Annotated in this window: 21 protein-coding genes, 6 tRNA genes and 3 rRNA genes; 11 read left to right on the forward strand and 19 right to left on the reverse strand. The window is 60.8% G+C overall.

Features of this window, described 5'->3' with window-relative positions:
- Positions 1–338 precede the first annotated feature (338 nt).
- The 17 genes from rplL to LDZ24_RS12595 all read right to left on the reverse strand — a co-directional run bounded on the left by rplL (position 339) and on the right by LDZ24_RS12595 (position 12,674).
- Positions 339–713: a 50S ribosomal protein L7/L12 gene (gene rplL, locus LDZ24_RS12515; RefSeq protein ID WP_175946426.1), complete on the reverse strand. Its 375-nt coding sequence runs from the start codon at positions 711–713 to the stop codon at positions 339–341.
- Positions 714–790: 77 nt separating this feature from the next.
- Complete coding sequence (gene rplJ / locus LDZ24_RS12520; RefSeq protein WP_159837187.1) at positions 791–1,285, reverse strand: 50S ribosomal protein L10; 495 nt, start codon at positions 1,283–1,285, stop codon at positions 791–793.
- 299 nt (positions 1,286–1,584) lie between these two features.
- Complete coding sequence (gene rplA / locus LDZ24_RS12525) at positions 1,585–2,283, reverse strand: 50S ribosomal protein L1 (protein WP_175946425.1); 699 nt, start codon at positions 2,281–2,283, stop codon at positions 1,585–1,587.
- Positions 2,284–2,715, reverse strand: coding sequence for a 50S ribosomal protein L11 (gene rplK / locus LDZ24_RS12530; RefSeq protein ID WP_008343796.1), 432 nt, complete (start codon positions 2,713–2,715; stop codon positions 2,284–2,286).
- Positions 2,716–2,857: 142 nt separating this feature from the next.
- Entirely contained in the window at positions 2,858–3,415 is a 558-nt protein-coding gene (nusG, locus tag LDZ24_RS12535; RefSeq protein ID WP_159837189.1) for a transcription termination/antitermination protein NusG, read from the reverse strand.
- 1 nt (position 3,416) lies between these two features.
- A complete protein-coding gene (secE, locus tag LDZ24_RS12540; protein ID WP_175946423.1) occupies positions 3,417–3,797 on the reverse strand; it encodes a preprotein translocase subunit SecE in 381 nt (126 codons plus the stop codon).
- A gap of 34 nt (positions 3,798–3,831) precedes the next feature.
- Positions 3,832–3,907, reverse strand: a tRNA-Trp gene (locus tag LDZ24_RS12545).
- A gap of 66 nt (positions 3,908–3,973) precedes the next feature.
- Positions 3,974–5,164: an elongation factor Tu gene (tuf, locus tag LDZ24_RS12550; RefSeq protein ID WP_248320639.1), complete on the reverse strand. Its 1,191-nt coding sequence runs from the start codon at positions 5,162–5,164 to the stop codon at positions 3,974–3,976.
- 62 nt (positions 5,165–5,226) lie between these two features.
- A tRNA-Thr gene (locus tag LDZ24_RS12555) sits at positions 5,227–5,301 on the reverse strand.
- Between the two features lie 16 nt (positions 5,302–5,317).
- A tRNA-Gly gene (locus tag LDZ24_RS12560) sits at positions 5,318–5,391 on the reverse strand.
- 30 nt (positions 5,392–5,421) lie between these two features.
- A tRNA-Tyr gene (locus LDZ24_RS12565) sits at positions 5,422–5,507 on the reverse strand.
- A gap of 149 nt (positions 5,508–5,656) precedes the next feature.
- Positions 5,657–5,770, reverse strand: a 5S ribosomal RNA gene (gene rrf, locus LDZ24_RS12570).
- A gap of 178 nt (positions 5,771–5,948) precedes the next feature.
- Positions 5,949–8,830: ribosomal RNA gene (locus tag LDZ24_RS12575) — 23S ribosomal RNA — on the reverse strand.
- Between the two features lie 286 nt (positions 8,831–9,116).
- A tRNA-Ala gene (locus LDZ24_RS12580) sits at positions 9,117–9,192 on the reverse strand.
- A 44-nt stretch (positions 9,193–9,236) separates the two neighbouring features.
- A tRNA-Ile gene (locus tag LDZ24_RS12585) sits at positions 9,237–9,313 on the reverse strand.
- Positions 9,314–9,379: 66 nt separating this feature from the next.
- Positions 9,380–10,911 (reverse strand): 16S ribosomal RNA (locus tag LDZ24_RS12590).
- Together the 16S, 23S and 5S rRNA genes with 5 tRNA genes alongside form the textbook arrangement of a ribosomal RNA operon.
- A 476-nt stretch (positions 10,912–11,387) precedes the next feature.
- Positions 11,388–12,674: an SGNH/GDSL hydrolase family protein gene (locus LDZ24_RS12595; RefSeq protein ID WP_248320643.1), complete on the reverse strand. Its 1,287-nt coding sequence runs from the start codon at positions 12,672–12,674 to the stop codon at positions 11,388–11,390.
- Positions 12,675–12,819: 145 nt separating this feature from the next.
- Between LDZ24_RS12595 and LDZ24_RS12600 the strand changes: the two genes are divergently transcribed.
- Positions 12,820–13,977, forward strand: a complete 1,158-nt coding sequence (locus LDZ24_RS12600; protein WP_248320644.1) for a class I SAM-dependent methyltransferase — start codon at positions 12,820–12,822, stop codon at positions 13,975–13,977.
- Positions 13,978–14,234: 257 nt separating this feature from the next.
- Here the strand turns inward: LDZ24_RS12600 and LDZ24_RS12605 are convergent, their stop codons facing one another.
- On the reverse strand, positions 14,235–15,497 hold the full coding sequence (locus tag LDZ24_RS12605; RefSeq protein WP_248320645.1) for a TIGR03862 family flavoprotein: 1,263 nt from the start codon (positions 15,495–15,497) through the stop codon (positions 14,235–14,237).
- Positions 15,498–15,682: 185 nt separating this feature from the next.
- Here LDZ24_RS12605 and LDZ24_RS12610 point away from each other — a divergent pair, with 185 nt between their 5' ends.
- The 9 genes from LDZ24_RS12610 (at position 15,683) to LDZ24_RS12650 (ending at position 23,934) form a co-directional block, all read left to right on the forward strand.
- Positions 15,683–17,164, forward strand: a complete 1,482-nt coding sequence (locus LDZ24_RS12610) for an MFS transporter (RefSeq protein WP_248322353.1) — start codon at positions 15,683–15,685, stop codon at positions 17,162–17,164.
- A gap of 659 nt (positions 17,165–17,823) precedes the next feature.
- Positions 17,824–18,825, forward strand: coding sequence for a 1,2-phenylacetyl-CoA epoxidase subunit PaaA (gene paaA / locus LDZ24_RS12615; RefSeq protein WP_248320646.1), 1,002 nt, complete (start codon positions 17,824–17,826; stop codon positions 18,823–18,825).
- A 16-nt stretch (positions 18,826–18,841) separates the two neighbouring features.
- Positions 18,842–19,126, forward strand: coding sequence for a 1,2-phenylacetyl-CoA epoxidase subunit PaaB (paaB, locus tag LDZ24_RS12620; protein WP_159837210.1), 285 nt, complete (start codon positions 18,842–18,844; stop codon positions 19,124–19,126).
- Between the two features lie 9 nt (positions 19,127–19,135).
- Positions 19,136–19,933 carry a 1,2-phenylacetyl-CoA epoxidase subunit PaaC gene (gene paaC / locus LDZ24_RS12625; protein ID WP_248320647.1) on the forward strand — a complete coding sequence of 266 codons (798 nt, stop codon included), beginning with the start codon at positions 19,136–19,138 and terminating at the stop codon, positions 19,931–19,933.
- 2 nt (positions 19,934–19,935) lie between these two features.
- Positions 19,936–20,439: a 1,2-phenylacetyl-CoA epoxidase subunit PaaD gene (gene paaD / locus LDZ24_RS12630; protein WP_248320648.1), complete on the forward strand. Its 504-nt coding sequence runs from the start codon at positions 19,936–19,938 to the stop codon at positions 20,437–20,439.
- Positions 20,440–20,460: 21 nt separating this feature from the next.
- A complete protein-coding gene (gene paaE, locus LDZ24_RS12635) occupies positions 20,461–21,549 on the forward strand; it encodes a 1,2-phenylacetyl-CoA epoxidase subunit PaaE (RefSeq protein ID WP_248320649.1) in 1,089 nt (362 codons plus the stop codon).
- 96 nt (positions 21,550–21,645) lie between these two features.
- Positions 21,646–22,464 (forward strand): DUF1835 domain-containing protein, encoded by an 819-nt coding sequence (locus LDZ24_RS12640; RefSeq protein WP_248320650.1) that lies wholly within the window; start codon positions 21,646–21,648, stop codon positions 22,462–22,464.
- 22 nt (positions 22,465–22,486) lie between these two features.
- Positions 22,487–23,089: a TetR/AcrR family transcriptional regulator gene (locus LDZ24_RS12645; protein WP_206467158.1), complete on the forward strand. Its 603-nt coding sequence runs from the start codon at positions 22,487–22,489 to the stop codon at positions 23,087–23,089.
- Between the two features lie 179 nt (positions 23,090–23,268).
- Positions 23,269–23,934, forward strand: coding sequence for a GNAT family N-acetyltransferase (locus tag LDZ24_RS12650; RefSeq protein WP_371747420.1), 666 nt, complete (start codon positions 23,269–23,271; stop codon positions 23,932–23,934).
- An 82-nt stretch (positions 23,935–24,016) separates the two neighbouring features.
- On the opposite strand, the gene LDZ24_RS12655 is transcribed toward LDZ24_RS12650, so the two are convergent.
- Positions 24,017–24,520 (reverse strand): Lrp/AsnC family transcriptional regulator, encoded by a 504-nt coding sequence (locus tag LDZ24_RS12655; protein WP_175938279.1) that lies wholly within the window; start codon positions 24,518–24,520, stop codon positions 24,017–24,019.
- A gap of 146 nt (positions 24,521–24,666) precedes the next feature.
- Between LDZ24_RS12655 and hppD the strand changes: the two genes are divergently transcribed.
- Positions 24,667–25,767 (forward strand): 4-hydroxyphenylpyruvate dioxygenase, encoded by a 1,101-nt coding sequence (hppD, locus tag LDZ24_RS12660; protein WP_248320651.1) that lies wholly within the window; start codon positions 24,667–24,669, stop codon positions 25,765–25,767.
- Positions 25,768–25,784 lie beyond the last annotated feature (17 nt).

Here is a 25,784-nt window from a genome sequence, read left to right on the forward strand (position 1 = left end):
AGGCGGGATACCTCGACGACACGGCCCGGTGTTCACCGACTGAGACCCGCGCCGCTGTCCGGGGAGGACGCGCGAGTCTAGAAGCTTGGTGGTTGGCCGCTACCAACCGCTGGCTGACGGCAGCGGATGCCTGTGTTTCCCGCTACCCGACCAAACTTGCCTTCTGCAGTCGCTTCAGAAGACAAAGACAACTGCCGGAATATATTGCCGATCCGACCGTTGTCTTTGGCTTCTGCGGGGCCGTTTATGCTTGCCAACGCGCATAAAAACTCGGACCCCACAAAGCACAAAAAGGCCGGCGGTGAAAAACCGCCAGCCTTCGCACAGCGCAATGAAACTTACTTGATTTCAGCCTTCGCGCCTGCGTCTTCCAGCTTCTTCTTCGCTTCTTCAGCAGCAGCCTTGGGCACCGCTTCCTTGATGGGCTTCGGTGCGCCGTCGACCAGGTCCTTCGCTTCCTTCAGGCCGAGACCCGTCAGTTCACGAACAGCCTTAATGACCGAGACCTTGTTCGCGCCGGCTTCGAGCAGGTTCACCGTGAATTCGGTTTGCTCTTCAGCAGCAGCGGCAGCACCGCCAGCAGCCGGGCCAGCGACCGCAACAGCAGCTGCCGACACGCCAAACTTCTCTTCGAACGCCTTGACCAGCTCGTTCAGTTCCAGAACCGACATCGCGCCAACGGCTTCCAGGATGTCTTCTTTTGCGATTGCCATTTGAAATACTCCTAAATTGAATTCGGATCGAGCTAGCGATCTTTACCTAACTGAGCAACTGTGGCTCAAGCGTGACGTTATGCAGCTTCGCCTTGCTTCTCTGCCAGCGCGGCGAGAGCGCGCGCGAAGCCGGAAACAGGTGCTTGCATGACGAACAACAGCTTGGAGAGCAGCTCTTCGCGGCTCGGGATGTTGGCCAGCGCTTGCACGCCCGCCTTGTCCATCACCTTGCCTTCGTAGGAACCAGCCTTGATGATCAACTTGTCATTGCTCTTGCCGAAGTCGTTGACGACCTTGGCTGCGGCAATGGCATCTTCCGAGATGCCGTAGATCAGAGGACCGGTCATCTGCTCAGCCAGCGGAGCGAACGGGGTACCTTCGACGGCGCGACGCGCCAGCGTGTTCTTCAACACGCGCAGATACACCTGTTGCTCACGCGCTTTCGCGCGCAGCTTGGTCAGATCGCCAACCGTGATCCCACGATACTCAGCGAGCACCATCGTCTGAGCCTTCGCGACTTGCGCGGCGACTTCAGCGACGACTGCCTGCTTATCTTCTTTGTTCAGTGGCACGGTTAAACCTCCAGATTCGATGCACTCAGGTGTCCAACCTTCATGCACCACGTTCGACAACGGCGTCCGACTGTTAGGAGTATTTCAAGCGGTTGGTGACCATCTGAGAACGATCGACAACCGGCTTCAACCACTGCAAAACTGTTTCGGGTTCGCCATCTGCGTTGGCTTGAATTAAGGCGCCGCCCAACTGCTGCACCGCCACCAACGGTCTTTGACAACCGGCTGCTCAACGAAACGACTGTTGCGCAACCGCCCAAAGCCCTTGAGAACGCGGTCTAGCGACCGCGTCTAGATTCTTACTGTTGCGCGAGCGTGGCTTGGTCCACGCGAACGCCAACACCCATCGTGCTCGACAGCGCGATCTTGCGCAGATACACGCCCTTGCTCGTCGCCGGCTTAGCCTTGTTCAGCGCATCGATCAGCGCCGACAAGTTCTGACGCAGCGAAGCGGGTTCGAACGAAGCACGGCCGATCGTGCCGTGAATGATACCGGCTTTGTCGACACGGAATTGCACCTGACCAGCCTTGGCATTCTTGACCGCTTGAGCGACGTCCGGTGTCACGGTGCCGACCTTCGGGTTCGGCATGAGGCCGCGCGGACCGAGGATCTGGCCCAACGTACCGACCACGCGCATCGTGTCCGGCGAAGCGATCACGACGTCGAAGTTCAGATTGCCGGCCTTGACTTGCTCAGCCAGGTCTTCCATGCCGACCACGTCCGCGCCAGCTGCACGTGCTTGCTCGGCCTTGTCGCCTTGCGCGAACACTGCAACGCGAACCGACTTGCCGGTGCCGGCGGGCAGAACGACGGAACCACGAACCACTTGGTCCGACTTCTTCGCGTCGATGCCGAGCTGAACGGCAACGTCGATCGACTCGTCGAACTTGGCGTTTGCGCATTCCTTGATCAGGTTCAGCGCGTCGTCGATCGGATACAGCTTCTGACGATCGACCTTGTTTGCAAATGCCTGAAGGCGCTTCGAAAGCTTAGCCATTTACACGCCCTCCACAGTGATACCCATCGAACGCGCGCTACCGGCGATGGTGCGCACGGCTGCGTCCAGATCAGCTGCCGTAAGGTCCGGCATCTTGGTCTTCGCGATTTCTTCCGCTTGAGCGCGGGTGATGTTGCCGACCTTGTCGGTGTGCGGCTTGCTCGAACCCTTTTGCACTGCCGCTGCCTTCTTGATCAGAACGGTAGCCGGCGGCGTCTTCATGATGAACGTGAAGCTCTTGTCCGCGAATGCCGTAATGACGACCGGCACCGGCAGACCCGGCTCCATGCCCTGAGTCTGCGCGTTGAACGCCTTGCAGAACTCCATGATGTTCAGGCCGCGCTGGCCCAGCGCCGGACCGACCGGCGGCGACGGATTGGCTTTACCTGCAGGAATCTGCAGCTTGATAAAGCCGATGATTTTCTTTGCCATGTTGAAAACCTCTGCTGAACGCGTGAGCGTTCGGTGAGTGATAGCGCGCGTTCGACTTGACGACTACTGACGCTCCTCAACGGCCATTACGCGGGCCGTAAGCGCGAATCGCGCGAGGCCGATGACCTCGCGCGACGTATTCTTAAACCTTTTCGACCTGGCCGAACTCAAGCTCAACCGGCGTCGATCGCCCGAAGATCGTGACTGAAACGCGAACGCGGGACTTCTCGTAGTTGACTTCCTCGACGTTGCCGTTGAAGTCGGTGAACGGGCCTTCCTTCACACGCACCATCTCGCCGACTTCGAAAAGGGTCTTTGGCCGCGGCTTCTCGACACCTTCCTGCATCTGCGACATGATCTTCTCGACCTCGCGCGGCGAAATCGGGCTCGGCCGATTGCGTGCACCGCCGACGAAACCCGTGACCTTCGCCGTGTTCTTCACGAGGTGCCAGGTCTCATCCGTCATTTCCATCTCGACCAGGACGTAGCCCGGGAAGAAACGACGCTCGGTGACCGATTTGTGGCCACCCTTGACTTCCACTACTTCCTCGGTCGGAACAAGAATCTGACCGAATTGGTCCTGCATTCCTGCCCGCTCGATGCGCTCCTGAAGCGCACGTTGCACGCTCTTCTCCATGCCGGAGTAGGCGTGCACTACATACCAACGCTTTCCACTCGGAGATGTCGGAGTATCGCTCATATCATTTCCAACCCAGAATCGCCGAGAAAATTACCCATTCGATTGACTTGTCGCTAAGCCAAAGGAAGATGGCCATGATGAGGACGAATGCGAAGACCACCAGCGTGGTCTGCGTCGCCTCTTTTCGCGTAGGCCAAACGACCTTTCGCACTTCTTTGTACGAGTCCTTCGCGAAGGCGATGAAGCCCTTCCCAGGCGCAGACAGAAGGCCGACAGCGACACCAGCAACCAAACCGACAGCAAGCGCCGCACCGCGGACATACCACTCTTGGCCGCTGAGCAGAAAGAAACCCACGAACCCGGCCAAGACCAACAATACCCCAGCCACCAACATCAACTTATCGCTGGAAGTATTTACAGTTTCGACTGAAGGATTCGCCATAACACCTTAAGCAGCGCCACCTGGCGCGAGAATGTGGCAGGGGCAGAGGGAATCGAACCCCCAACCTTCGGTTTTGGAGACCGACGCTCTGCCAGTTGAGCTATACCCCTAAACCGTTTGGGGCCGACGGTTTCGCCGACCCCGAAAACTACAGACTACCGAGAGATCTCTGGCTCTTACTCGATAATCTTCGCAACGACACCTGCGCCGACGGTACGGCCGCCTTCGCGGATTGCGAAGCGCAGACCTTCTTCCATGGCGATCGGGGCGATCAGCTTGACCGTGATCGACACGTTGTCGCCCGGCATCACCATTTCCTTGTCCTTCGGCAGCTCGATCGAGCCCGTCACGTCCGTCGTACGGAAGTAGAACTGCGGACGGTAGTTGTTGAAGAACGGCGTGTGACGGCCGCCTTCGTCCTTGCTCAGCACGTACACTTCAGCGGTGAAGTGCGTGTGCGGCGTGATCGAACCCGGCTTGGCCAGCACTTGGCCGCGCTCGACGTCTTCACGCTTCGTGCCGCGCAGCAGGATACCGACGTTGTCGCCCGCCTGACCCTGGTCGAGCAGCTTGCGGAACATTTCCACGCCCGTGCAGGTGGTCTTCACCGTCGGCTTGATACCGACGATTTCGATTTCCTCGCCGACCTTGATGACGCCGCGCTCGACGCGGCCCGTCACCACCGTGCCACGACCCGAGATCGAGAACACGTCTTCCACCGGCATCAGGAAGGCGCCGTCAACTGCGCGCTCCGGCGTCGGGATGTACGTGTCCAGCGCGTCGGCCAGGTTCATGATCGCCACTTCGCCGAGTTCGCCCTTGTCGCCTTCCAGCGCGAGCTTGGCCGAACCCTTGATGATCGGCGTGTCGTCGCCCGGGAAGTCGTACTTCGAGAGCAGCTCGCGCACTTCCATTTCGACGAGCTCGAGCAGTTCGGCGTCGTCCACCATGTCGCACTTGTTCAGGAACACGATGATGTACGGCACGCCGACCTGACGGGCCAGCAGGATGTGCTCGCGCGTTTGCGGCATCGGGCCGTCAGCGGCCGAGCACACCAGGATCGCGCCGTCCATCTGCGCGGCGCCCGTGATCATGTTCTTCACGTAGTCGGCGTGGCCCGGGCAATCGACGTGTGCGTAGTGGCGGTTAGCCGTTTCGTACTCGACGTGCGCGGTGTTGATGGTAATGCCGCGTGCCTTTTCTTCCGGCGCCGCGTCGATCTGGTCGTACGCCTTGGCTTCGCCGCCGAACTTCTGCGTGAGCACCGTCGTGATCGCTGCCGTCAGCGTGGTCTTGCCGTGGTCAACGTGACCGATCGTGCCCACGTTCACGTGCGGCTTGGTCCGCTCGAATTTACCTTTGGCCATTTTCGACTCCTAACAGGATTTTCGCACCTTGCGCCGCGCGCAACTTTCTAGACTGATACAGCTGGTGCCCATGGGCAGGATCGAACTGCCGACCTCTCCCTTACCAAGGGAGTGCTCTACCACTGAGCCACATGGGCACTACAAAACCGACACTGGAGCGGGTGAAGGGAATCGAACCCTCGTCATAAGCTTGGAAGGCTTCTGCTCTACCATTGAGCTACACCCGCGAGGGTTGGATTCCCTTACCGCTTGAATTCTGGTGGAGGAGGTTGGATTCGAACCAACGTAGGCGTAAGCCAACAGATTTACAGTCTGCCCCCTTTAGCCACTCGGGCACCCCTCCGCAGAGAACTATCGATTATGGGGTAACAACACGCGGTTGTCAAGTGCTTCTTGCGAAGCAAATCGATAAGGCTCTCACTTATAGTCGGTCGCCCCAAACGCAAAAACCCCACCTTTGCGGGGTGGGGTTTTTGTTTGTGGCAAGGAGGAGCCTGACGATTACCTACTTTCACACGGGCAATCCGCACTATCATCGGCGTGGAGTCGTTTCACGGTCCTGTTCGGGATGGGAAGGGGTGGGACCGACTCGCTATGGTCATCAGGCTTTAAGGGGATGTTGTATCGCCATTGGGGGCGCTACAACCAATCGGGGAAGAAGTAGTAGTGAATTCGGGTGGCGATTGTCGCACACGCTGTGACTCGACCAGTGGCGCCCTCTTCGAGGGTGGGGTCCAAGTAAGCGCTGAAGCGCTAACTTTGACCGACAAAACACACTGGTTATAGGATCAAGCCTTACGGGCAATTAGTATCAGTTAGCTCAATGCATTACTGCACTTACACACCTGACCTATCAACGTCCTGGTCTGGAACGACCCTTCAAGGGGCTCGAAGCCCCGGGGATATCTCATCTTAAGGCGAGTTTCCCGCTTAGATGCTTTCAGCGGTTATCTCTTCCGAACATAGCTACCCGGCGATGCCACTGGCGTGACAACCGGTACACCAGAGGTTCGTCCACTCCGGTCCTCTCGTACTAGGAGCAGCCCCCTTCAAATATCCAACGCCCACGGCAGATAGGGACCAAACTGTCTCACGACGTTTTAAACCCAGCTCACGTACCTCTTTAAATGGCGAACAGCCATACCCTTGGGACCGGCTACAGCCCCAGGATGAGATGAGCCGACATCGAGGTGCCAAACACCGCCGTCGATATGAACTCTTGGGCGGTATCAGCCTGTTATCCCCAGAGTACCTTTTATCCGTTGAGCGATGGCCCTTCCATACAGAACCACCGGATCACTATGACCTGCTTTCGCACCTGCTCGACTTGTCGGTCTCGCAGTTAAGCACGCTTATGCCATTGCACTATCAGCACGATTTCCGACCGTACCTAGCGTACCTTCGTACTCCTCCGTTACGCTTTGGGAGGAGACCGCCCCAGTCAAACTGCCTACCATGCACTGTCCCCGATCCGGATCACGGACCAAGGTTAGAACCTCAAACAAACCAGGGTGGTATTTCAAGGACGGCTCCACCGAAACTGGCGTTCCGGTTTCATAGCCTCCCACCTATCCTACACAGATCGGTTCAAAGTCCAATGCAAAGCTACAGTAAAGGTTCATGGGGTCTTTCCGTCTAGCCGCGGGGAGATTGCATCATCACAAACACTTCAACTTCGCTGAGTCTCGGGAGGAGACAGTGTGGCCATCGTTACGCCATTCGTGCAGGTCGGAACTTACCCGACAAGGAATTTCGCTACCTTAGGACCGTTATAGTTACGGCCGCCGTTTACCGGGACTTCAATCAAGAGCTTGCACCCCATCATTTAATCTTCCGGCACCGGGCAGGCGTCACACCCTATACGTCCACTTTCGTGTTTGCAGAGTGCTGTGTTTTTATTAAACAGTCGCAGCCACCAGTTTATTGCAACCCTTTCACCCTCCTGGCGCAGGCCAGTCAAGCTACCAGGGCGTACCTTATCCCGAAGTTACGGTACCAATTTGCCGAGTTCCTTCTCCCGAGTTCTCTCAAGCGCCTTAGAATACTCATCTCGCCCACCTGTGTCGGTTTGCGGTACGGTCATCGTTAGACTGAAGCTTAGAGGCTTTTCTTGGAACCACTTCCAATTGCTTCGTGACCGAAGTCACTCGCGCCACACCCTTGAATTACGTGCCCGGATTTGCCTAAGCACCTTCTCCAATGCAGCGACCGGGACGTCCAACACCCGGACAACCTTCCGCGATCCGTCCCCCCATCGCATCTAACAATGGTGCAGGAATATTGACCTGCTTCCCATCAGCTACGCATTTCTGCCTCGCCTTAGGGGCCGACTCACCCTACGCCGATGAACGTTGCGTAGGAAACCTTGGGCTTACGGCGAGGGGGCTTTTCACCCCCTTTATCGCTACTCATGTCAGCATTCGCACTTCCGATACCTCCAGCACGCTTTTCAACGCACCTTCGCAGGCTTACGGAACGCTCTCCTACCATGCGAGTAAAACTCGCATCCGCAGCTTCGGTGACTGGCTTGAGCCCCGTTACATCTTCCGCGCAGGACGACTCGATCAGTGAGCTATTACGCTTTCTTTAAAGGGTGGCTGCTTCTAAGCCAACCTCCTGACTGTTTTAGCCTTCCCACTTCGTTTCCCACTTAGCCAATCTTTGGGACCTTAGCTGGCGGTCTGGGTTGTTTCCCTCTTGACACCGGACGTTAGCACCCGATGTCTGTCTCCCGTGATTGCACTCTTCGGTATTCGGAGTTTGCTATGGCGTAGTAATCCGCAATGGACCCCACAACCATGACAGTGCTCTACCCCCGAAGGTGATACACGAGGCACTACCTAAATAGTTTTCGGAGAGAACCAGCTATTTCCAAGTTTGTTTAGCCTTTCACCCCTATCCACAGCTCATCCCCTAACTTTTCAACGTTAGTGGGTTCGGTCCTCCAGTACGTGTTACCGCACCTTCAACCTGGCCATGGATAGATCACTTGGTTTCGGGTCTACGCCCAGCAACTGATCGCCCTATTCGGACTCGCTTTCGCTACGCCTGCCTTAATCAGTTAAGCTCGCTACTGAACGTAAGTCGCTGACCCATTATACAAAAGGTACGCCGTCACCCGTTTCCAGGCTCCGACTGTTTGTATGCATGCGGTTTCAGGATCTATTTCACTCCCCTCCCGGGGTTCTTTTCGCCTTTCCCTCACGGTACTGGTTCACTATCGGTCGATCACGAGTATTTAGCCTTGGAGGATGGTCCCCCCATCTTCAGACAGGATTTCACGTGTCCCGCCCTACTTGTCGTACCCCTAGTTCTTTCATACTGTTTTCGCTTACAGGGCTATCACCTGCTATGGCCGCACTTTCCAGAGCGTTCAGCTAACAATACAAATAAAGAGTACAGGCTCTTCCCATTTCGCTCGCCACTACTTTGGGAATCTCGGTTGATTTCTTTTCCTGCGGTTACTTAGATGTTTCAGTTCACCGCGTTCGCTTCGCATAGCCTATGTATTCAGCTATGGATACTCCATACGGAGTGGGTTTCCCCATTCGGACATCTTCGGATCAATGCTCGTTTGCCAGCTCCCCGAAGCTTTTCGCAGGCTACCGCGTCCTTCATCGCCTGTGATCGCCAAGGCATCCACCACATGCACTTGTTCGCTTGACCCTATAACGAGTGTGTCTCGCGACACCTCTGTCATAGGCTGAGTATTCGCGTTGTGCCGTATTCCAAGTCATCAATTAAGATCACTTTTCATACTCGATACAATCACTACCCTGACTACCCTACTCGCACCCATCTCTAAGTGCTTTCAGATAATCTCTTTACTACTTCTTCCTGATTGTTAAAGAACGTTTAGCCGATAGGTGTCTTGCAATACCCACAGCATCAACTGGCTAGCAATCGCCAATGCAAAAAACTTCGCGATGAAGCGTTTTGCATTGAAGATTGATGGTGGAGGATGACGGGATCGAACCGACGACCCCCTGCTTGCAAAGCAGGTGCTCTCCCAGCTGAGCTAATCCCCCGTGTGCCTGACTCGAGTTCGAAGCTCGGTCAGCACTTGTTAGGGTGGTGGGTCTGGTTGGATTCGAACCAACGACCCCCGCCTTATCAAGACGGTGCTCTAACCGACTGAGCTACAGACCCTTAGCCTGTTTCTAAACCACAGCCGATAAGCGTGAGCGCTTCAATGCTTCGTGCATCAAGCTCGAGAAAGGAGGTGATCCAGCCGCACCTTCCGATACGGCTACCTTGTTACGACTTCACCCCAGTCATGAATCCTACCGTGGTGACCGTCCTCCTTGCGGTTAGACTAGCCACTTCTGGTAAAACCCACTCCCATGGTGTGACGGGCGGTGTGTACAAGACCCGGGAACGTATTCACCGCGGCATGCTGATCCGCGATTACTAGCGATTCCAGCTTCACGCAGTCGAGTTGCAGACTGCGATCCGGACTACGATCGGTTTTCTGGGATTGGCTCCACCTCGCGGCTTGGCAACCCTCTGTTCCGACCATTGTATGACGTGTGAAGCCCTACCCATAAGGGCCATGAGGACTTGACGTCATCCCCACCTTCCTCCGGTTTGTCACCGGCAGTCTCCTTAGAGTGCTCTTGCGTAGCAACTAAGGACAAGGGTTGCGCTCGTTGCGGGACTTAACCCAACATCTCACGACACGAGCTGACGACAGCCATGCAGCACCTGTGCGCCGGTTCTCTTTCGAGCACGTCCACCTCTCAGCAGACTTCCGACCATGTCAAGGGTAGGTAAGGTTTTTCGCGTTGCATCGAATTAATCCACATCATCCACCGCTTGTGCGGGTCCCCGTCAATTCCTTTGAGTTTTAATCTTGCGACCGTACTCCCCAGGCGGTCAACTTCACGCGTTAGCTACGTTACTAAGGAAATGAATCCCCAACAACTAGTTGACATCGTTTAGGGCGTGGACTACCAGGGTATCTAATCCTGTTTGCTCCCCACGCTTTCGTGCATGAGCGTCAGTGTTGGCCCAGGAGGCTGCCTTCGCCATCGGTATTCCTCCACATCTCTACGCATTTCACTGCTACACGTGGAATTCTACCTCCCTCTGCCACACTCAAAGCCTGCCAGTCACCAATGCAGTTCCCAGGTTAAGCCCGGGGATTTCACATCGGTCTTAACAGACCGCCTGCGCACGCTTTACGCCCAGTAATTCCGATTAACGCTCGCACCCTACGTATTACCGCGGCTGCTGGCACGTAGTTAGCCGGTGCTTATTCTTCCGGTACCGTCATCCTCCAGCCATATTAGGGCCGAAGTTTTCTTTCCGGACAAAAGTGCTTTACAACCCGAAGGCCTTCTTCACACACGCGGCATTGCTGGATCAGGGTTGCCCCCATTGTCCAAAATTCCCCACTGCTGCCTCCCGTAGGAGTCTGGGCCGTGTCTCAGTCCCAGTGTGGCTGGTCGTCCTCTCAGACCAGCTACAGATCGTCGCCTTGGTAGGCCTTTACCCCACCAACTAGCTAATCTGCCATCGGCCGCCCCTACAGCGCGAGGTCCGAAGATCCCCCGCTTTCCTCCGTAGATCGTATGCGGTATTAATCCGGCTTTCGCCGGGCTATCCCCCACTACAGGACACGTTCCGATGTATTACTCACCCGTTCGCCACTCGCCGCCAGGCCGAAGCCCGCGCTGCCGTCCGACTTGCATGTGTAAGGCATGCCGCCAGCGTTCAATCTGAGCCAGGATCAAACTCTTCAGTTCAATGCCTGTTACTGTTTTCGGTTGTTTTACCAACCGGTCGCTCACTCAACGTACTGACGATGATTAATCCGTCTCTCGACAGATAAACCTTCCTCTGATACTTCGTGTGAGACTCTTGATACTTTTGCTTGACCAATTCCGTAGAACCGGCCGCACTTACCATCAAGCGCCCACACTTATCGGCTGTTAGTTTTTAAAGAGCAATCCGCCAAGACTTTCCACTTCGCCATCGAGCACTTTGCTCGGCACCGCTTCGTCTTGCGTCGCTGCATCAGCAGCAGAGAAACGAGATTATGAAGAATCTTTTTCTCCTTGTCAACAGCTTTTTTCTGCTTTCGCTTTCAAAACTGAGGACTTCGGAGACCGCCTGTTTCTTTGGCGGCGCTCATCTTGCGACGAGGAGCGGAATTCTAGGCCAAGCAAACGCCAATGACAAGGTGATGACGCGAGATTTTTTGCGGACCATTCCCGGACGCCTATTTCGCCGTCCCGAGGACGACGTCCAGGGGCACCGCAGCCGCCATCGCGGCGTATCCGGCGTCGCTCGGGTGAATGTGATCGCCACTGTCGAAACGCCGCTGCAGCGCGCTCGGCCGGGACGGATCGCGCAGCGCCTGATCGAAGTCGATGACGCCATCGAACGCCCGGCTCGCGCGGAGGGACGTATTGACCGCCGTGCGAATCGCCTCGCGCTCCGGTGGCAGCGACGCCGGCGTGAGCGTCGCGCCGTAGATCTTCAGCCCGCGCTGGTGCGCCTGCGCGATGAGTCGTTGATATCCCCGCAGCAGCGCGTCGGCGTTGACCTCGGTATGCGGCGCATCGCAGTCGAGGCCGCCGTGCGCCGGCATCGCAGCGAAATTAATGTCGTTGATGCCGATCAGCACGATCACCGCGCGCACGCCCGGCTGCCGCAGCGCGTCGCGATCGAAGCGGCTCACCAGCGCCTCGCCATAGCAAGGCGAATTGCTGAGCAGCCGGTTTCCGCTGATGCCCACATTGACGACCGCCGCCTGCCCGCCGTTTTTCTGAGCGATTTCGCGTGCGAGAGCGTCCGGCCAGCGCCGATTGGCGTTCAGCGTCGAGCGCATGCCGTCGGTAATGGAATCCCCGATCGCGACGACTGCCCGCGCCGTCGGATTCTCCACTGACACGTTCGTCAGCCACGCATACTGCGTGAAGCGAGTCCGGAAGGCTGCGGGAGAAGCGTCGTCCGTGCGGTCTCCGGGCGTCGAAACGTAATTGACCTGGCTTGCAACGCGATGCCACGCGACGAGTTTCTGTTCTTTCCCGATGAACATGCTGACCGCGAGCGGCTGACCGGCTGCCACGTCGAACGCGAGCGGATCACTCGTGGCTTGCCCGCCCGGCGCGACCGTCACCGTCTTGTTGCCGGCGAATAGCACGTGCCGGGCGCTGGCGCCCTGTATCGCGGGGCTGCTACCGCTGACGGCACGCGCAACGCTCATCGACTCGACAACGAGCGGCGCGGTTCCATACACGTTGCTGATGCGCAAGCGCATTTGCTTGCCGGTAAGCTGCGGATAGATCACTTGCCGGACGGTTCGGCCCCCGACTTCCGGCGCGCGATAAAGCGGCGGCAGATTCGCGAGTTGCGGAATCGATTGAAGCGCCGTGCCCCAGGCGCTGACCCAATGGTCGTTGGCGGGCGATCCGGCCGTCTCGGCGGCAACCGCAAGCGACGCGGCGGTGAACGGGAAAGCAAGCGCGGCCGCGCACAGTGCGGCGAGATACTTGGGCTTCATTCGGCGGTGGCGTTCGGAAAAGATCTAAATTGTGCCCGATCGTCACAGCGAACGCGCCGCCGAATCGGGAAGAAAACGCGCGTCACCGACCCGCCCGCATCGATTGGCCTCACAATGCAGCCAATCCTTTTCACGACGTACCTCTATGCAACCCGAAAGCTCCACGCCCCGACTCCATTGGGAAGAGGACGGCGAAAGCCGTTCTGCTCGCTGGCGCTCCGAAAGCGGTAATCAGCCGCCGAAGCGTCTCGTCATCGGTCACGATCAAATGACCGCGGATCACGCCTACCGCCTCGCCTGCGAGGGCACGGCCATTCTCTGGCGCGGCGATTTCCAGAACGCGCGGCAGCTCCTGCAGGCGATGGCCCGGCGCATCGACAACAAGCCGCGCAAGGCAAAGAAAGCGGCGTCGGACAAAGACAAACCGCTGTCCCCGATCGATACCTTCAACCTGCACCGTCTCGCGCAGTCGCAGCGGGCGCGCACCCTCGCGATGCTCGTGCTTCCGCTCGACGAGCAGTACGTCATCCCACTGCGCCGCGCGCCGGACGTGCGCGAAGCGTGCGAGGAAGCGTACGGCCCGCCGCAGGAGCCGTCCGTGGTCTCGTTGCGCGAGGTCCTCGGTCTGATCGGCGCGCACGAGTGGCGCAAGAAGGGCGTCGAGATCAAGGCGACGGGCGGCCGCATTCATCCGTACTACGGCGTCTTTTCGCCGGTGCGCGGCGAGTACATCGATCTGATCGCGAATCAGCCGTTGCCGTCGACATCGCTCGCGTTCGACGTCGGCACCGGTACCGGCGTGCTCGCGGCGGTGCTGGCGCGGCGCGGCGTGGAGCGCGTCGTGGCCACGGATGTCGATGCGCGCGCTCTCGCCTGCGCTCGAGAGAACATCGACCGGCTCGGGCTGCGCAAGCAGGTGCAGGTCGTCGAGGCCGATCTCTTCCCGGAAGGACGCGCGCCGCTCGTCGTGTGCAATCCGCCGTGGCTGCCGGCGCGCCCGAGTTCGGCAATCGAACACGCAATCTATGATCCGGAAAGCCGCATGCTGCGCGGTTTTCTCGGCGGCCTCGCCGCGCATCTGACGCCCGGCGGAGAAGGCTGGCTCATTTTGTCCGACTTTGCCGAGCATCTCGGGCTGCGCACGCGTGCTCAGCTTCAGGAATGGATTGACGCTGCCGGGTTGAAGGTCGATGGCCGCATCGACGTGAAACCGCATCATCCGCGCGCGACGGATAAGTCGGACCCGCTGCACGCGGCGCGATCGGCGGAAGTGACGTCGCTTTGGCGGCTGGTTGCGGCGTGAGGCGCGGGGTTGCCGGGATTCGGCTTGTTACTGAATGACGCTTGCGGCTTGGCCTCGTTGCATCCGGCGAGCGCTTGGTCCTGCGCGACGCTAGATTGCGTTCCTCGGAGGCGAATCGCGACGGTTCGACGCCAGAAATCCGGCAGCTTCTTGCACGTGGCTCGACGCATTGCGGCCGTTGCCGAACGAGCGTCAGAAGCCACTTCACCGCCCGAACGTTGATCGTCCACCTCGCAGCGCATGCTCGCGTCCGCTAGTCACGCTCGCTCGCGAAGCCACGCAAGCGCGCCCTTCCCCGCGACGAGCCCGCTCGCAAAGCACGCCGTCAACAGATAACCGCCGGTCGGCGCTTCCCAGTCCAGCATTTCGCCCGCGGCGAATACGCCGGGCAGCGCGGTGAGCATCGAGCGCTGATCGAGCGATTCGAACGCGACGCCGCCTGCGCTGCTGATCACTTCCGCAATCGGCCGCGGACGTCGCACGCGCAGCGGCAGCGCCTTGATGCACGCGGCGAGCGTGTCGAGGTCGGCGAATTCCTCTTTCGTCAGACATTCGCGCAACAGGCCGGCCTTCGCGCCCGCCAGATGCAGCCGGCTCTGCAAATGACTCGACAGAGACCGAGCGCCGCGCGGATGCCGCACCTCGTCCCGGACGCGCCCGGCCGACAGCTGCGGAAGGAGATCGACGAGAATGCGCGCGCCGGCGTCGCCTTGCTCCATCAGACGATCGCGGATCTGCGCCGACAACGCGTAGATCAGACTGCCTTCGATGCCATGCTCGGTCAGCAAGCATTCCCCGACCCGCCAGTCCACCGCGCCGTCCGCCCGTTCCAGCCCGATCGCGACCGACTTCAGCGGCTCGCCCGCGAAGCGTTCGCGAAAATGCGGCGACCAGTCCACGTCGAAACCGCAATTCGACGGCAGAAACGGCCGCACGTCGACGCCCCGCGCCGCCAGATGCGTCATCGCGCTGCCGTCCGAGCCGAGTTGCGGCCAGCTCGCGCCGCCGACCGCCAGCACGAGCGCATCGTGGCGCACGCGCTTTTCGCCATCGGGCGTCGCGAACCGCGATTCGCCCACGCCCGCGTCGGTCCAGCCGAGCCAGCGATGCCGCATATGCAGCCGAACACCCGACGCGCGCAGCCGATGCAGCCACGCCCGCAGCATCGGCGCGGCTTTCATGTCCGTCGGAAACACGCGGCCCGAGCTTCCCACGAAGGTTTCCACGCCCAGCCCGTGCACCCACTCGCGCAACGCGGCGGCGTCGAAGCGCGCGAGCAGCGGCGCAATGTCCGCGCGACGCTTGCCGTAGCGCGCGATGAACGCGTCGGCAGGCTCGGAATGCGTCAGATTCATCCCGCCCTTGCCCGCCATCAGGAACTTGCGTCCGACCGACGGCATCGCGTCGAACACATCGACGCTCGCGCCGCCGGCCGCGAGCGCCTCCGCCGCCATGAGCCCGGCCGGTCCGCCGCCGACGACCGCGACTTGCACGGATTCGATGTTTTCAACTGAGGTCATGCCAGGTCGCGAGGAAACGAGTAAACGAGGAGCGACATTGTCGCATCGCGTTCGTTGGCTGGCGGACGAAGGCGTGCGCCCGGCCGTAAGTCATTAAATAACAAAAAAGAATTTGGTCGCCGCCCGCCAGCCGGATACGATCCGGCGATTCCTTGCGTCCACAAATTTTCTACATTCCGTCGATCATGTCCGTATCTATCGCGCCCGAGCGAACACCTTCCCGGGCCGGCGCCGCCGATGCGCGTCCCGTCATTCGCAGCGCCGCCGACGTCTCGAATCTCGTCAATCGCGGCGCGGCCATCGGCAGCGATGCGCGCATCGTCGTCGCCATCGCGCTCGGCGGCATCTTCCTCGATGCCTATGACCTCGGCGCGCTGGCATTCGGCGTCAAGGACATCGCCCGCGAGTTTTCGCTGACGCCGACCGGAACCGGTTTCGTCGCCTCGGCGATCACGTTCGGCGCGATCATCGGCGCGTTCTTCGGCGGCTATCTCACTGACAAGATCGGCCGCTACCGCGTCTTCATGGCCGACATGTTCTTTTTCGTCGTCGCCGCGATCGCCTGCGCGCTCGCGCCGAACGCCTGGGTGTTGGGCGGAGCGCGCTTCGTGATGGGGCTCGGCGTCGGCATCGACTTGCCCGTCGCGATGGCGTTCCTCGCGGAATTCTCGCGGCTGCAAGGGCGCGGGAACAAGGCCGCTCGCGTCGCGATGTGGTGCCCGACGTGGTACGCCGCCATCAGCATTTCGTACTTGCTCGTGCTCGGTCTGTACGCAGCGCTGCCCGCGCATAACGCGGGCTGGCTCTGGCGGCTGATTCTCGGCTTCGGCGCGGTGCCGGCCATCGCAATCATCGCCATTCGCAGCCGCTATATGAGCGAATCGCCCGTCTGGGCCGCGAATCAGGGCGATCTGCCGGCCGCCGCCGCGATCCTGAAACGCTCGTATGGCGTCGATGCACGCGTCGATCCGGACGCGCTCGCGGAATCGAAAGCGGCGAAACCGCGCGGCGCGACGTGGAGCAACTACGGCGCGCTGCTGCGCGGCGTGTATCTGCGGCGCACAGTGCTGGCGACGGTCATCGCGATTGCGTCGTCCTTCGCGTACAACGCGGTGGCGTTCGGTCTGCCGGTCATCATCTCGAGTTTCCTCGCGCAGTCGATGCTCACGACGATTCTCGCCTCGCTCGCGCTGAATCTCTGCTTCGCGTTTGCCGGCGGGCTGTTCGCAGTGCGCACCGTGCCGAAGTTCGGCGCGTGGAAGCTGACGGTCGTCGGCTACGCGTTCCAGCTCGTGGCGCTGGTCGGGCTGGCGGTGGTCGGCAAACCAGCGACGGGTGCGCAGGTCGTCATCGCGATCGCGCTGCTCGCCGCTTTCCTGCTCGGGCAAGGCGTCGGGCCGGGCTCGCACAGCATGACGTTCGCCTCGCTGAGCTATCCGACGTCGCTGCGCGGCGTGGGTGTCGGCTTCAATCAGACGTTGATGCGCGCCAGTTCGACCGTTTCGCTCTTCTTGTTTCCGGTGCTGTCGGCGGCGCTCGGAACGAAAGTGTTCTGGATCATCGCGGTGGCGCCGCTCGCCGGGCTTGTCGCGCTGATGGCGGTGCGCTGGGAACCGTCGGGCTATGACGTGGACGCCGAAGACTTCGAGGGACAACGCGTCGAGTAACGGGCTCGGAGCAATCTGGCTATGAAAAAGCGGTGCGACCGGGAACGGCCGCGCCGTTTTTTTTAGCGCATCGATGCATCGGCCAACCGCGTTAGCTTCAAGGGACAACGCGCCCATAGATGGCGATGCGCTGGGAACCGTCGGGCTATAACGTGGACGCCGAACACTTCGAGGGACAACGCGTCGAGTGACGCGTTCGGAGCAATCTGGCCGTTAAGAAGCGGTGCGACCGGAAACGGCCGCGCCGCTTTTTTGTAATGCCTCGATGCATCGGCTGACCGCGTTAGCTTCGAGGGACAACGCGCCCATAGATGGCGGTGCGCTGGGAACCGTCGGGCTATGACGTGGACGCCGAAGATTTCGAGGGAGAACGCGTCGAGTAACGCGCTCGGAGCAATCCGGCCATAAGGAAGCGGTGCGCCCCGAAACGGCCGCGCCGCTTTTTTTTCGCGCCTCGATGCATCGGCCAACCGCGTTGGCGTCCGATATGGCGAACACCACGGGATAAATCCACATTCAACGAAGCGGTGCGCCCGAAAACGGCCGCGCCGCTTGATCGCCTCAGGAAAAACCCGCCTATCCCGAAAAATGCGATTCACCGACCGGCCGGTCGGTTTATAATCGGCGCACAGCGACTTTCCTACGAGCGAGTGTCCGCCATGTACACCCAATCTCTCGACCTCCCCGGCCAGCCGACCGCGCCCGACGCGCCCGTCGACGCCTCCGCGCAGCAGCAACGCTTCGACGCGGTCATGCAAGCCGACGGCAAAATCGAGCCGCAGGACTGGATGCCCGAGGCCTACCGCAAAACGCTCATCCGGCAGATTTCGCAGCACGCGCATTCGGAAATCATCGGCATGCAGCCGGAGGGCAACTGGATCAGCCGCGCGCCGAGTCTCAAGCGCAAGGCGATTCTGCTCGCGAAGGTGCAGGACGAAGGCGGCCACGGCCTCTATCTATATAGCGCCGCCGAAACGCTCGGCGTCTCGCGCGACCAACTCGTCGCCGCGCTGCACGCGGGCAAGGCCAAATATTCGAGCATTTTCAACTATCCGACGCCCACGTGGGCCGATGTCGGCGTGATCGGCTGGCTGGTCGACGGCGCCGCGATCATGAACCAGATTCCGCTCTGCCGCTGCACGTACGGACCGTACGCCCGCGCGATGATCCGCATCTGCAAAGAGGAGTCGTTTCACCAACGCCAAGGTTTCGACGCGCTGCTCGCCATGATGAAAGGCACGCAGGCGCAGAAGGACCTCGTGCAGCAGGCGGTGAACCGCTGGTGGTGGCCGGTGCTGATGATGTTCGGCCCGAGCGACAAGGATTCGATCCACAGCGGGCAGTCGTTCGCGTGGGGCATCAAGCGCATTTCGAACGACGACCTGCGCCAGAAGTTCGTGGATGCCACCGTCGAGCAGGCCAAGATTCTCGGCGTCACGCTGCCCGATCCCGACCTCAAGTGGAACGCGGCGCGCGGCGCGCACGACTACGGCGAGATCGACTGGGAAGAATTCTGGCGCGTCGTCAACGGCGACGGTCCGTGCAACAAAGAGCGTCTCGCCACGCGCGTGAAGGCGCACGACGAGGGCGCTTGGGTCCGCGAAGCCGCGCTCGCCTACGCCGAAAAACAGAAGGCGCGCGCGCACAAGCAAGCCGCCTGAACGGGAGACATCGAATATGAGCAAGGAATGGCCGATCTGGGAAGTCTTCGTGCGCAGCAAGCAGGGACTGGATCACAAGCATTGCGGCAGCCTGCACGCCGCCGACGCCGCGACCGCGCTGCGCATGGCGCGCGACGTCTACACGCGGCGCCAGGAAGGCGTGAGCATTTGGGTTGTGCCGTCGTCGGCAATCACGGCGTCCGACCCGGCGGACAAGGGCGAATTCTTCGAACCGGCAGGCGACAAGATCTACCGGCATCCGACGTTTTTCGTGCTGCCCGACGAAATCAACCATATGTGAGCGCGCGACATGAGCACCGAACACCTCGCTTATGTGCTGCGCCTCGCCGATAACGCGCTGATTCTCGGTCAGCGCAACGCCGAATGGTGCAGCCACGGGCCCGCGCTGGAAGAGGACATTGCGCTGGCGAACATCAGTCTCGATCTGATCGGGCAGGCGCGGCTGCTGTATTCGCATGCGGCGACGCTCGAGTCGGCGTTGACGGGCGAGGCGAAGACCGAAGACGACTACGCGTATTTCCGCACGGAACGCGAATTCGCGAACTACACGCTGGTGGAGTTGCCGCACTTCGGCCCGCTCGCGGGCACGGCGCGCACCGAGCGCGATTACGCCGTGACGATCGTGCGCAACTTCCTGTACTCGGCTTTCATGGCCCACGTCTGGACTGCGCTTCAGGCTTCGTCGGACACGCAGCTCGCGGCGATCGCGGCGAAGTCGATCAAGGAAACGCGGTATCACGTGCATCACGCCCGCGACTGGCTCGTGCGTTTCGGCGACGGCACCGAGGAATCGCATCGCCGGGCGCAAGCGGCGCTCGACTATCTGATGCCGTACACGCGCGAGTTCTTTCACCCGGACGCGATCGAGCGCGCAGTGGCCGAAGCCGGCATCGCGCCGCTCGCGAGCGATTTCGAAGCCGTCTGGCGCGACGACGTGCAAGCCGCGCTCGACGAAGCCACGCTGCAAGCGCCCGCCGAGGTCAAGCACGTCAGCACGGGCAAGCTCGGCGAGCATTCCGAGCACATGGGCTATTTGCTCGCGGAAATGCAAAGCCTCGCGCGGCAGCATCCGGGCGCGAGCTGGTAATCATGGACGCGACGATAGAACGCGCGTGGTCCGTGCTCGAAGCCGTGCCGGACCCGGAAATTCCGGTGGTGTCGATCCGCGAACTCGGCATTCTGCGCGACGTGCGCCACGGCGACGACGGCGTGCTCGAAGTCGTCATCACGCCGACGTACTCCGGCTGCCCAGCGATGTCGCAGATCGCTGAGGACATCGCCGAGGCTATCGAGCGCGCGCAACTCGGCGCGCACCGCGTGGAAACGGTGCTCGCGCCGGCCTGGACCACCGACTGGATCACGGACGAAGCGCGCGACAAGCTGCGCCGCTACGGCATCGCGCCGCCGGCAGGCGCGTGCAGCAGCACGGAAAAGCCGATGCGGTTCGTGCCGTACAAGAAGGAAGTCATCGCCTGTCCGCGCTGCGGCTCCACGCACACGGAGACGCTCGCGCAATTCGGCTCGACGGCGTGCAAGGCGCTCTATCGCTGCCTCGATTGCCGCGAGCCGTTCGATTACTTCAAGCCGTACTGACCTCTCCACGACACGACTCTTATGGCGACTCCGCAATTTCACCCGCTGCGTATCCGCGACGTGCGCCCCGAGACGGCCGACGCGGTCACCGTGTCCTTCGACGTGCCACCGGAACTGCGCGACGCGTTTCGTTTCACGCAGGGCCAGTTCGTGACGCTGAAGACGCATATCGACGGCGAAGAAACGCGCCGCTCGTATTCCATCTGCGTCGGCGTGACAGATTACGACCGCGACGGCGAACTGCGCATCGGCATCAAGCGCGTGCGCGGCGGGCGCTTCTCGAACTTTGCGTTCGACACGCTCAAGCCCGGCCACGAAATCGACGTGATGACGCCCGACGGCCGCTTCTTCACGCATCTGAACGCGGATCATGCGAAGCATTATGTCGCGTTTTCCGGCGGCTCGGGCATCACGCCGGTGCTGGCGATCATCAAGACCACGCTCGACATGGAGCCGACGAGCCGCTTCACGCTCGTCTACGGCAACCGCAGCGTGGACGCGATCATGTTCGCCGAGGAACTGGAAGACCTGAAGAACCGCTACATGAGCCGGTTCTCGCTGTATCACGTGTTGTCCGACGATTTGCAGGACGTCGAGCTTTTTAACGGCGTGCTCGACAAGGCCAAGTGCAAGGCGTTTCTCGAATCGCTCCTGCCGCCCGGCGAAATCGACGAAGCGTTCATTTGCGGCCCCGGCCCGATGATGGACGCCGCCGAAGCCGCGCTGAAGGAAGCGGGCGTCGCGCCGGAGCGCATTCACGTCGAACGGTTCGGCACGCCGTTGCCGCAGGCGGGCGCGCCGCAAATCGAGATCACCGAGAACACGCCTGCGGCCGATCTGGAACTTGTCATCGACGGGAAAAAGCGCAAGCTGCGGCTGCCGTATGAAGGCGTGAGCGTGCTCGACGTCGGCCTGAAAGCGGGACTCGCGCTGCCGTACGCGTGCAAGGGCGGCGTCTGCTGCACGTGTCGCGCGAAAGTGCTGGAAGGCGAAGTCAAAATGGACAAGAACTACACGCTGGAGCAGCACGAAATCGACGACGGCTTCGTGCTGACGTGCCAGTGTCATCCGGTGAGCGAGCGCGTGGTCGTGAGTTTCGACGAACGCTGATTCCGCGCGGCAACCCACACCGGCGCGTTCCCGGATTGGCTAAACTGGGGATCGCTCCTCCCGAGCGGTCCTTCGTCTTTCCGGCAAGCCGACACCATGAATACGATTCACGTCACCAATGGCGACTGCGCGGCCGACGCTCTCACCAATGCGCTGCGGCTCGCCGAACGCACGGAACAGGTGATCGCGCTGCGCGACGATCTCGCTGTCGGGCCGTTGCAGGACATCGACGAATCGCCTGTCGCGCGCGCGGCGTTCTGGCGTCAGGTGTCCAACACGCCTGCCGATATCGAAGATCAATTGCAGAGCCAGCTTGCGCTGCTCGGACGGCTTGCGCGCGGCGACGGACAGGTCGTCGTCTGGCACGGCCAAAGCGCGGCGGATCAACTCACGCTTCGGCGCGTGGCGTACTTCCTGCGCAATGCGCCGCAGCGCCTGAACGAAGCGAAACTGACCTTCGACGACCTCGCCATCGAAGCGCCGGACGCGCATGCCGAAACCGTGCGCCGGGCGGACCGGGCGACGTCCGTCGGCATGTTTTCGCCGCGGCAACTACTCGCGAAGCTGCCGACAGCCGCGCCTATCTCCGTGCTGCGCATCAGCCGGCTCGCGCTCGAATGGCAGGAGGCGAAGCATTCCAGCGCGGAAAACCGTCGCCTGCGCGACAACATGCTGGTGTCCGGAACGTGGCTGGATGTCGATGAAACGCTGCTCGAACTCGCCACGTCCGATTGGCAGCCGGCAACGCGCATCGCCGCGGGCGCGATGGCGCGGCGCTTCGATTTTCTGGTGAGCGATTCCGTCGCGTTCTGGCGCTGTCGGGAACTGGTCACGGCGGGCCGGCTTAAAATACGCGGCACGCCGTCGGATATGGCTCACGCCGAATTGCGACGCTCATCGACTCAAGCCGAATAAGCCGAAAGAACGCTTCCGACACATGGCCCGCACCAAAGCGCCTGACCACGACACGCAACGCGAACAGATTCTCGAACTCGCCGCCGCCAAATTCGCGCAGACCAGCTATCCGAGCACGTCGATGTCGGACCTCGCCGCCGCGAGCGGCACCTCGAAGGCGCGGCTCTATCACTACTACGAGAGCAAGGAAGCGATCCTCTTCGACCTGCTCGACCGCTACACGAAGCGGCTCATGCTGATCATCGCGGAAGTGGAAGGCGCGAGCCAGCGGCGCGGCCTGGGCGAGCGCGAAGCCTTCGCGGAGCTCGTGCGCGCGTTTCTCGCGGAATACGAGACGTCGCATAGCCGGCACGTGGCGCTACTGAACGACGTGAAGTATCTCGAAGACGCGCAGCGCGAAGTGGTCCTCGACCGTCAGCGGGATATCGTCGCGGCGTTCACGCGCCAACTCGCCCGGGCCTATCCGAAGCGCGTGACAAAAGAGAACCAGACCGCGCTCACGATGATGGTCTTCGGCATGATCAACTGGACGTTCACCTGGCTGAAGCCGGGCGGCAAGCTCGGCTATCGCGATTTCGCCGAACAGGTCGTCGAGATGATCGAGCACGGACTCGCCGCCGATTAAGCCTGTGCTGCGCTGCGTCACTCTGTCCGCTGCCATCTAACCGCCTGATTCTGCGGACAAAAAGGCAAACCTAGAACGCCTCCTCCACTACTTTTAAGGGTTTTCCCGTACGCGTTTTCCTTGGAAGGGATAAAATTCGTTTTGCTTTGCAGCATACGAACAAGGAGAACACCGTGGAACTGACCTTCAACCGCACCGCGCCGCAGATTGCCGCCGCCGCTGATCGGCCGCTGCCGGACGCCGCGCGCTTGCCGGTTCTCGTTCGCGAGTTGTCCTCCGCCGATCGTGAGCGCCTGCTTACCCATTTCCTCGCGCTTGACGAAGACGACCGCCTGCTCCGCTTCGGGCAGATCGTGCCGGACCACGTCATCGAAAACTACGTTCAGAACCTGAACTTCACGAACGACACGGTGTTCGGCGTGTTCGGCAATTCGCTGGAACTGCTCGGCGTCGGTCATCTGGCGTATCTGCCGGCGGAAGGCGAGAAGCGCACTGCCGAATTCGGCGTCTCGGTGCTCGAAAGCGCGCGCGGTCGCGGCATCGGCAGCAAGCTGTTCGAGCGCGCCGCCATGCGCAGCCGCAATACGCAGGTTTCCGTGCTGTACATGCACTGCCTGTCGCGCAACGCGCGGATGATGCACATCGCGCGCAAATCGGGCATGAAGATCGAATACGCCTACGGCGAAGCTGACGCGTATCTCTCGCTGCCGCCTGCGGATCAGACGAGCATCATGGCGGAAATGCTGCAAGAGCAAGCCGCCGTGTTCGACTACGCGATCAAGCGCCAGGCGCATCGCGCGTCGCAGGTGTTCCGGGCGTTCATGCCGACGGCCAACGCGGCCTGAGTTCATCGGCAGCGCGGTTGGCGCCGCGAGCGACACCATGCGAAGGGCGGCTCAGGCCGCCCTTTTCGTTGTCCGGATGCGCTCAACGCAGCGGCAACGCGGTCGTCTCCTTGATGCGCTCCAGCGAGAAACTCGAACGCACGTCGATCACCGAAGGGTGATGCAGCAGTTGATCCTGCACGAAGCGCGAGAAGTGGTCCATGTCGCGCACCTGCACGCGCAGCAGGAAATCCATCTCTCCGGTCATCGCGTCGCAGGCCACCACTTCCGGCCACGACCGCACGGCTTCGCGGAAAAGATCGCCGTGCGTCGGGGGATTCGGCGTGCCGGCCGACGCGGGCATGCCGCCGCGCTTCTCCAGCCGCACGTTCACATAAGCCAGCAAGCCGAGACCGAGCTTCTTCGCGTCCAGCAGCGCGACGTAGCCGCGAATCACGCCCGTCTCCTCCAGCCGCCGGATTCGCCGCAAACACGGACTCGGCGAAAGATTCACGCGATCCGCGATCTCCTGATTCGACAGGCGCCCGTTTTCCTGAAGAATCGCGAGGATTCTTCGGTCGATCGTATCGAGTTCGGGCTCGGCCATTTTCGGTCTCCATTCGGCGAATCGGTGGCAGTTTCGTGCGCCATCTTAGGAACGCGCGATTTCTTTCGCAAGTTTTTGCCGCCGTTCGCTGGCTAAACTTCTCTCCACGTCGCGGCAAAGCGCCGCATAGAAAACGGGAGACACGCATGAGCGCTACCACCTGGGAGAACCCCGTCGGCACCGACGGCTTCGAATTCATCGAATACACCGCGCCGGATCCGGTGGCGCTCGGCAAGCTATTCGAGCAGATGGGCTTCACGGCGATCGCGCGGCATCGGCACAAGAACGTGACGCTGTACCGGCAGGGCGAGATCAACTTCATCGTGAATGCGGAGCCGGATTCGTTCGCGCAACGTTTCGCGCGCCTGCATGGACCGTCGATCTGCGCGATCGCGTTTCGCGTCGCGGACGCGGCGAAAGCGTACAAGCGCGCGCTCGAACTCGGCGCGTGGGGCTTCGACAACAAGACCGGCCCGATGGAACTGAACATTCCGGCGATCAAGGGCATCGGTGATTCGCTGATCTATTTCGTGGATCGCTGGCGCGGCAAAAACGGCGCAGAGCCGGGCAGCATCGGCGATATCAGCATTTACGACGTCGACTTCGAGCCGATTCCCGGCGCGAATCCGAATCCGGTCGGCCACGGACTGACCTACATCGACCATTTGACGCACAACGTACATCGCGGCCGGATGATCGAATGGGCTGAGTTCTACGAGCGCCTCTTCAATTTCCGCGAGGTGCGCTATTTCGATATCGAAGGCAAGGTGACGGCGGTGAAGTCGAAAGCGATGACCTCGCCGTGCGGCAAGATTCGCATTCCGATCAATGAAGAAGGCTCGGAAAACGCCGGCCAGATTCAGGAATATCTCGACGCATATCGCGGCGAAGGCATTCAGCACATCGCGCTCGGCACGGACAACATTTACGAGACGGTCGACGGCCTGCGCGCGTCGAACATTGCGCTGCTGGACACCATCGACACGTATTACGAACTCGTCGACCGGCGCGTGCCGAATCACGGCGAATCGGTCGCGGAACTGAAAAAGCGCAAGATCTTGATCGACGGCGTGCGCGACGAAATCCTGCTGCAAATCTTCACGGAGAATCAGATCGGCCCGATCTTCTTCGAGATCATTCAGCGCAAGGGCAATCAGGGCTTCGGCGAGGGCAACTTCAAGGCGCTGTTCGAATCCATCGAACTGGATCAGATGCGGCGCGGTGTGTTGAAGGACACGAGCGCCTAACAACCGAAAAGGCGCAA

Source organism: Caballeronia sp. Sq4a (assembly GCF_023170545.1).
Classification (GTDB): Bacteria; Pseudomonadota; Gammaproteobacteria; order Burkholderiales; family Burkholderiaceae; genus Caballeronia.

What these genes read in the sequence shown, in the direction of transcription:
- rplL (WP_175946426.1), bottom strand. Translation starts at nt 713, where the DNA reads ATGGCAATCGCAAAAGAAGACATCCTGGAAGCCGTTGGCGCGATGTCG.
- rplA (WP_175946425.1), bottom strand. Translation starts at nt 2,283, where the DNA reads ATGGCTAAGCTTTCGAAGCGCCTTCAGGCATTTGCAAACAAGGTCGAT.
- rplK (WP_008343796.1), bottom strand. Translation starts at nt 2,715, where the DNA reads ATGGCAAAGAAAATCATCGGCTTTATCAAGCTGCAGATTCCTGCAGGT.
- nusG (WP_159837189.1), bottom strand. Translation starts at nt 3,415, where the DNA reads ATGAGCGATACTCCGACATCTCCGAGTGGAAAGCGTTGGTATGTAGTG.
- secE (WP_175946423.1), bottom strand. Translation starts at nt 3,797, where the DNA reads ATGGCGAATCCTTCAGTCGAAACTGTAAATACTTCCAGCGATAAGTTG.
- tuf (WP_248320639.1), bottom strand. Translation starts at nt 5,164, where the DNA reads ATGGCCAAAGGTAAATTCGAGCGGACCAAGCCGCACGTGAACGTGGGC.
- LDZ24_RS12595 (WP_248320643.1), bottom strand. Translation starts at nt 12,674, where the DNA reads ATGAAGCCCAAGTATCTCGCCGCACTGTGCGCGGCCGCGCTTGCTTTC.
- LDZ24_RS12600 (WP_248320644.1), top strand. Translation starts at nt 12,820, where the DNA reads ATGCAACCCGAAAGCTCCACGCCCCGACTCCATTGGGAAGAGGACGGC.
- LDZ24_RS12605 (WP_248320645.1), bottom strand. Translation starts at nt 15,497, where the DNA reads ATGACCTCAGTTGAAAACATCGAATCCGTGCAAGTCGCGGTCGTCGGC.
- LDZ24_RS12610 (WP_248322353.1), top strand. Translation starts at nt 15,683, where the DNA reads ATGTCCGTATCTATCGCGCCCGAGCGAACACCTTCCCGGGCCGGCGCC.
- paaA (WP_248320646.1), top strand. Translation starts at nt 17,824, where the DNA reads ATGTACACCCAATCTCTCGACCTCCCCGGCCAGCCGACCGCGCCCGAC.
- paaB (WP_159837210.1), top strand. Translation starts at nt 18,842, where the DNA reads ATGAGCAAGGAATGGCCGATCTGGGAAGTCTTCGTGCGCAGCAAGCAG.
- paaC (WP_248320647.1), top strand. Translation starts at nt 19,136, where the DNA reads ATGAGCACCGAACACCTCGCTTATGTGCTGCGCCTCGCCGATAACGCG.
- paaD (WP_248320648.1), top strand. Translation starts at nt 19,936, where the DNA reads ATGGACGCGACGATAGAACGCGCGTGGTCCGTGCTCGAAGCCGTGCCG.
- paaE (WP_248320649.1), top strand. Translation starts at nt 20,461, where the DNA reads ATGGCGACTCCGCAATTTCACCCGCTGCGTATCCGCGACGTGCGCCCC.
- LDZ24_RS12640 (WP_248320650.1), top strand. Translation starts at nt 21,646, where the DNA reads ATGAATACGATTCACGTCACCAATGGCGACTGCGCGGCCGACGCTCTC.
- LDZ24_RS12645 (WP_206467158.1), top strand. Translation starts at nt 22,487, where the DNA reads ATGGCCCGCACCAAAGCGCCTGACCACGACACGCAACGCGAACAGATT.
- LDZ24_RS12655 (WP_175938279.1), bottom strand. Translation starts at nt 24,520, where the DNA reads ATGGCCGAGCCCGAACTCGATACGATCGACCGAAGAATCCTCGCGATT.
- hppD (WP_248320651.1), top strand. Translation starts at nt 24,667, where the DNA reads ATGAGCGCTACCACCTGGGAGAACCCCGTCGGCACCGACGGCTTCGAA.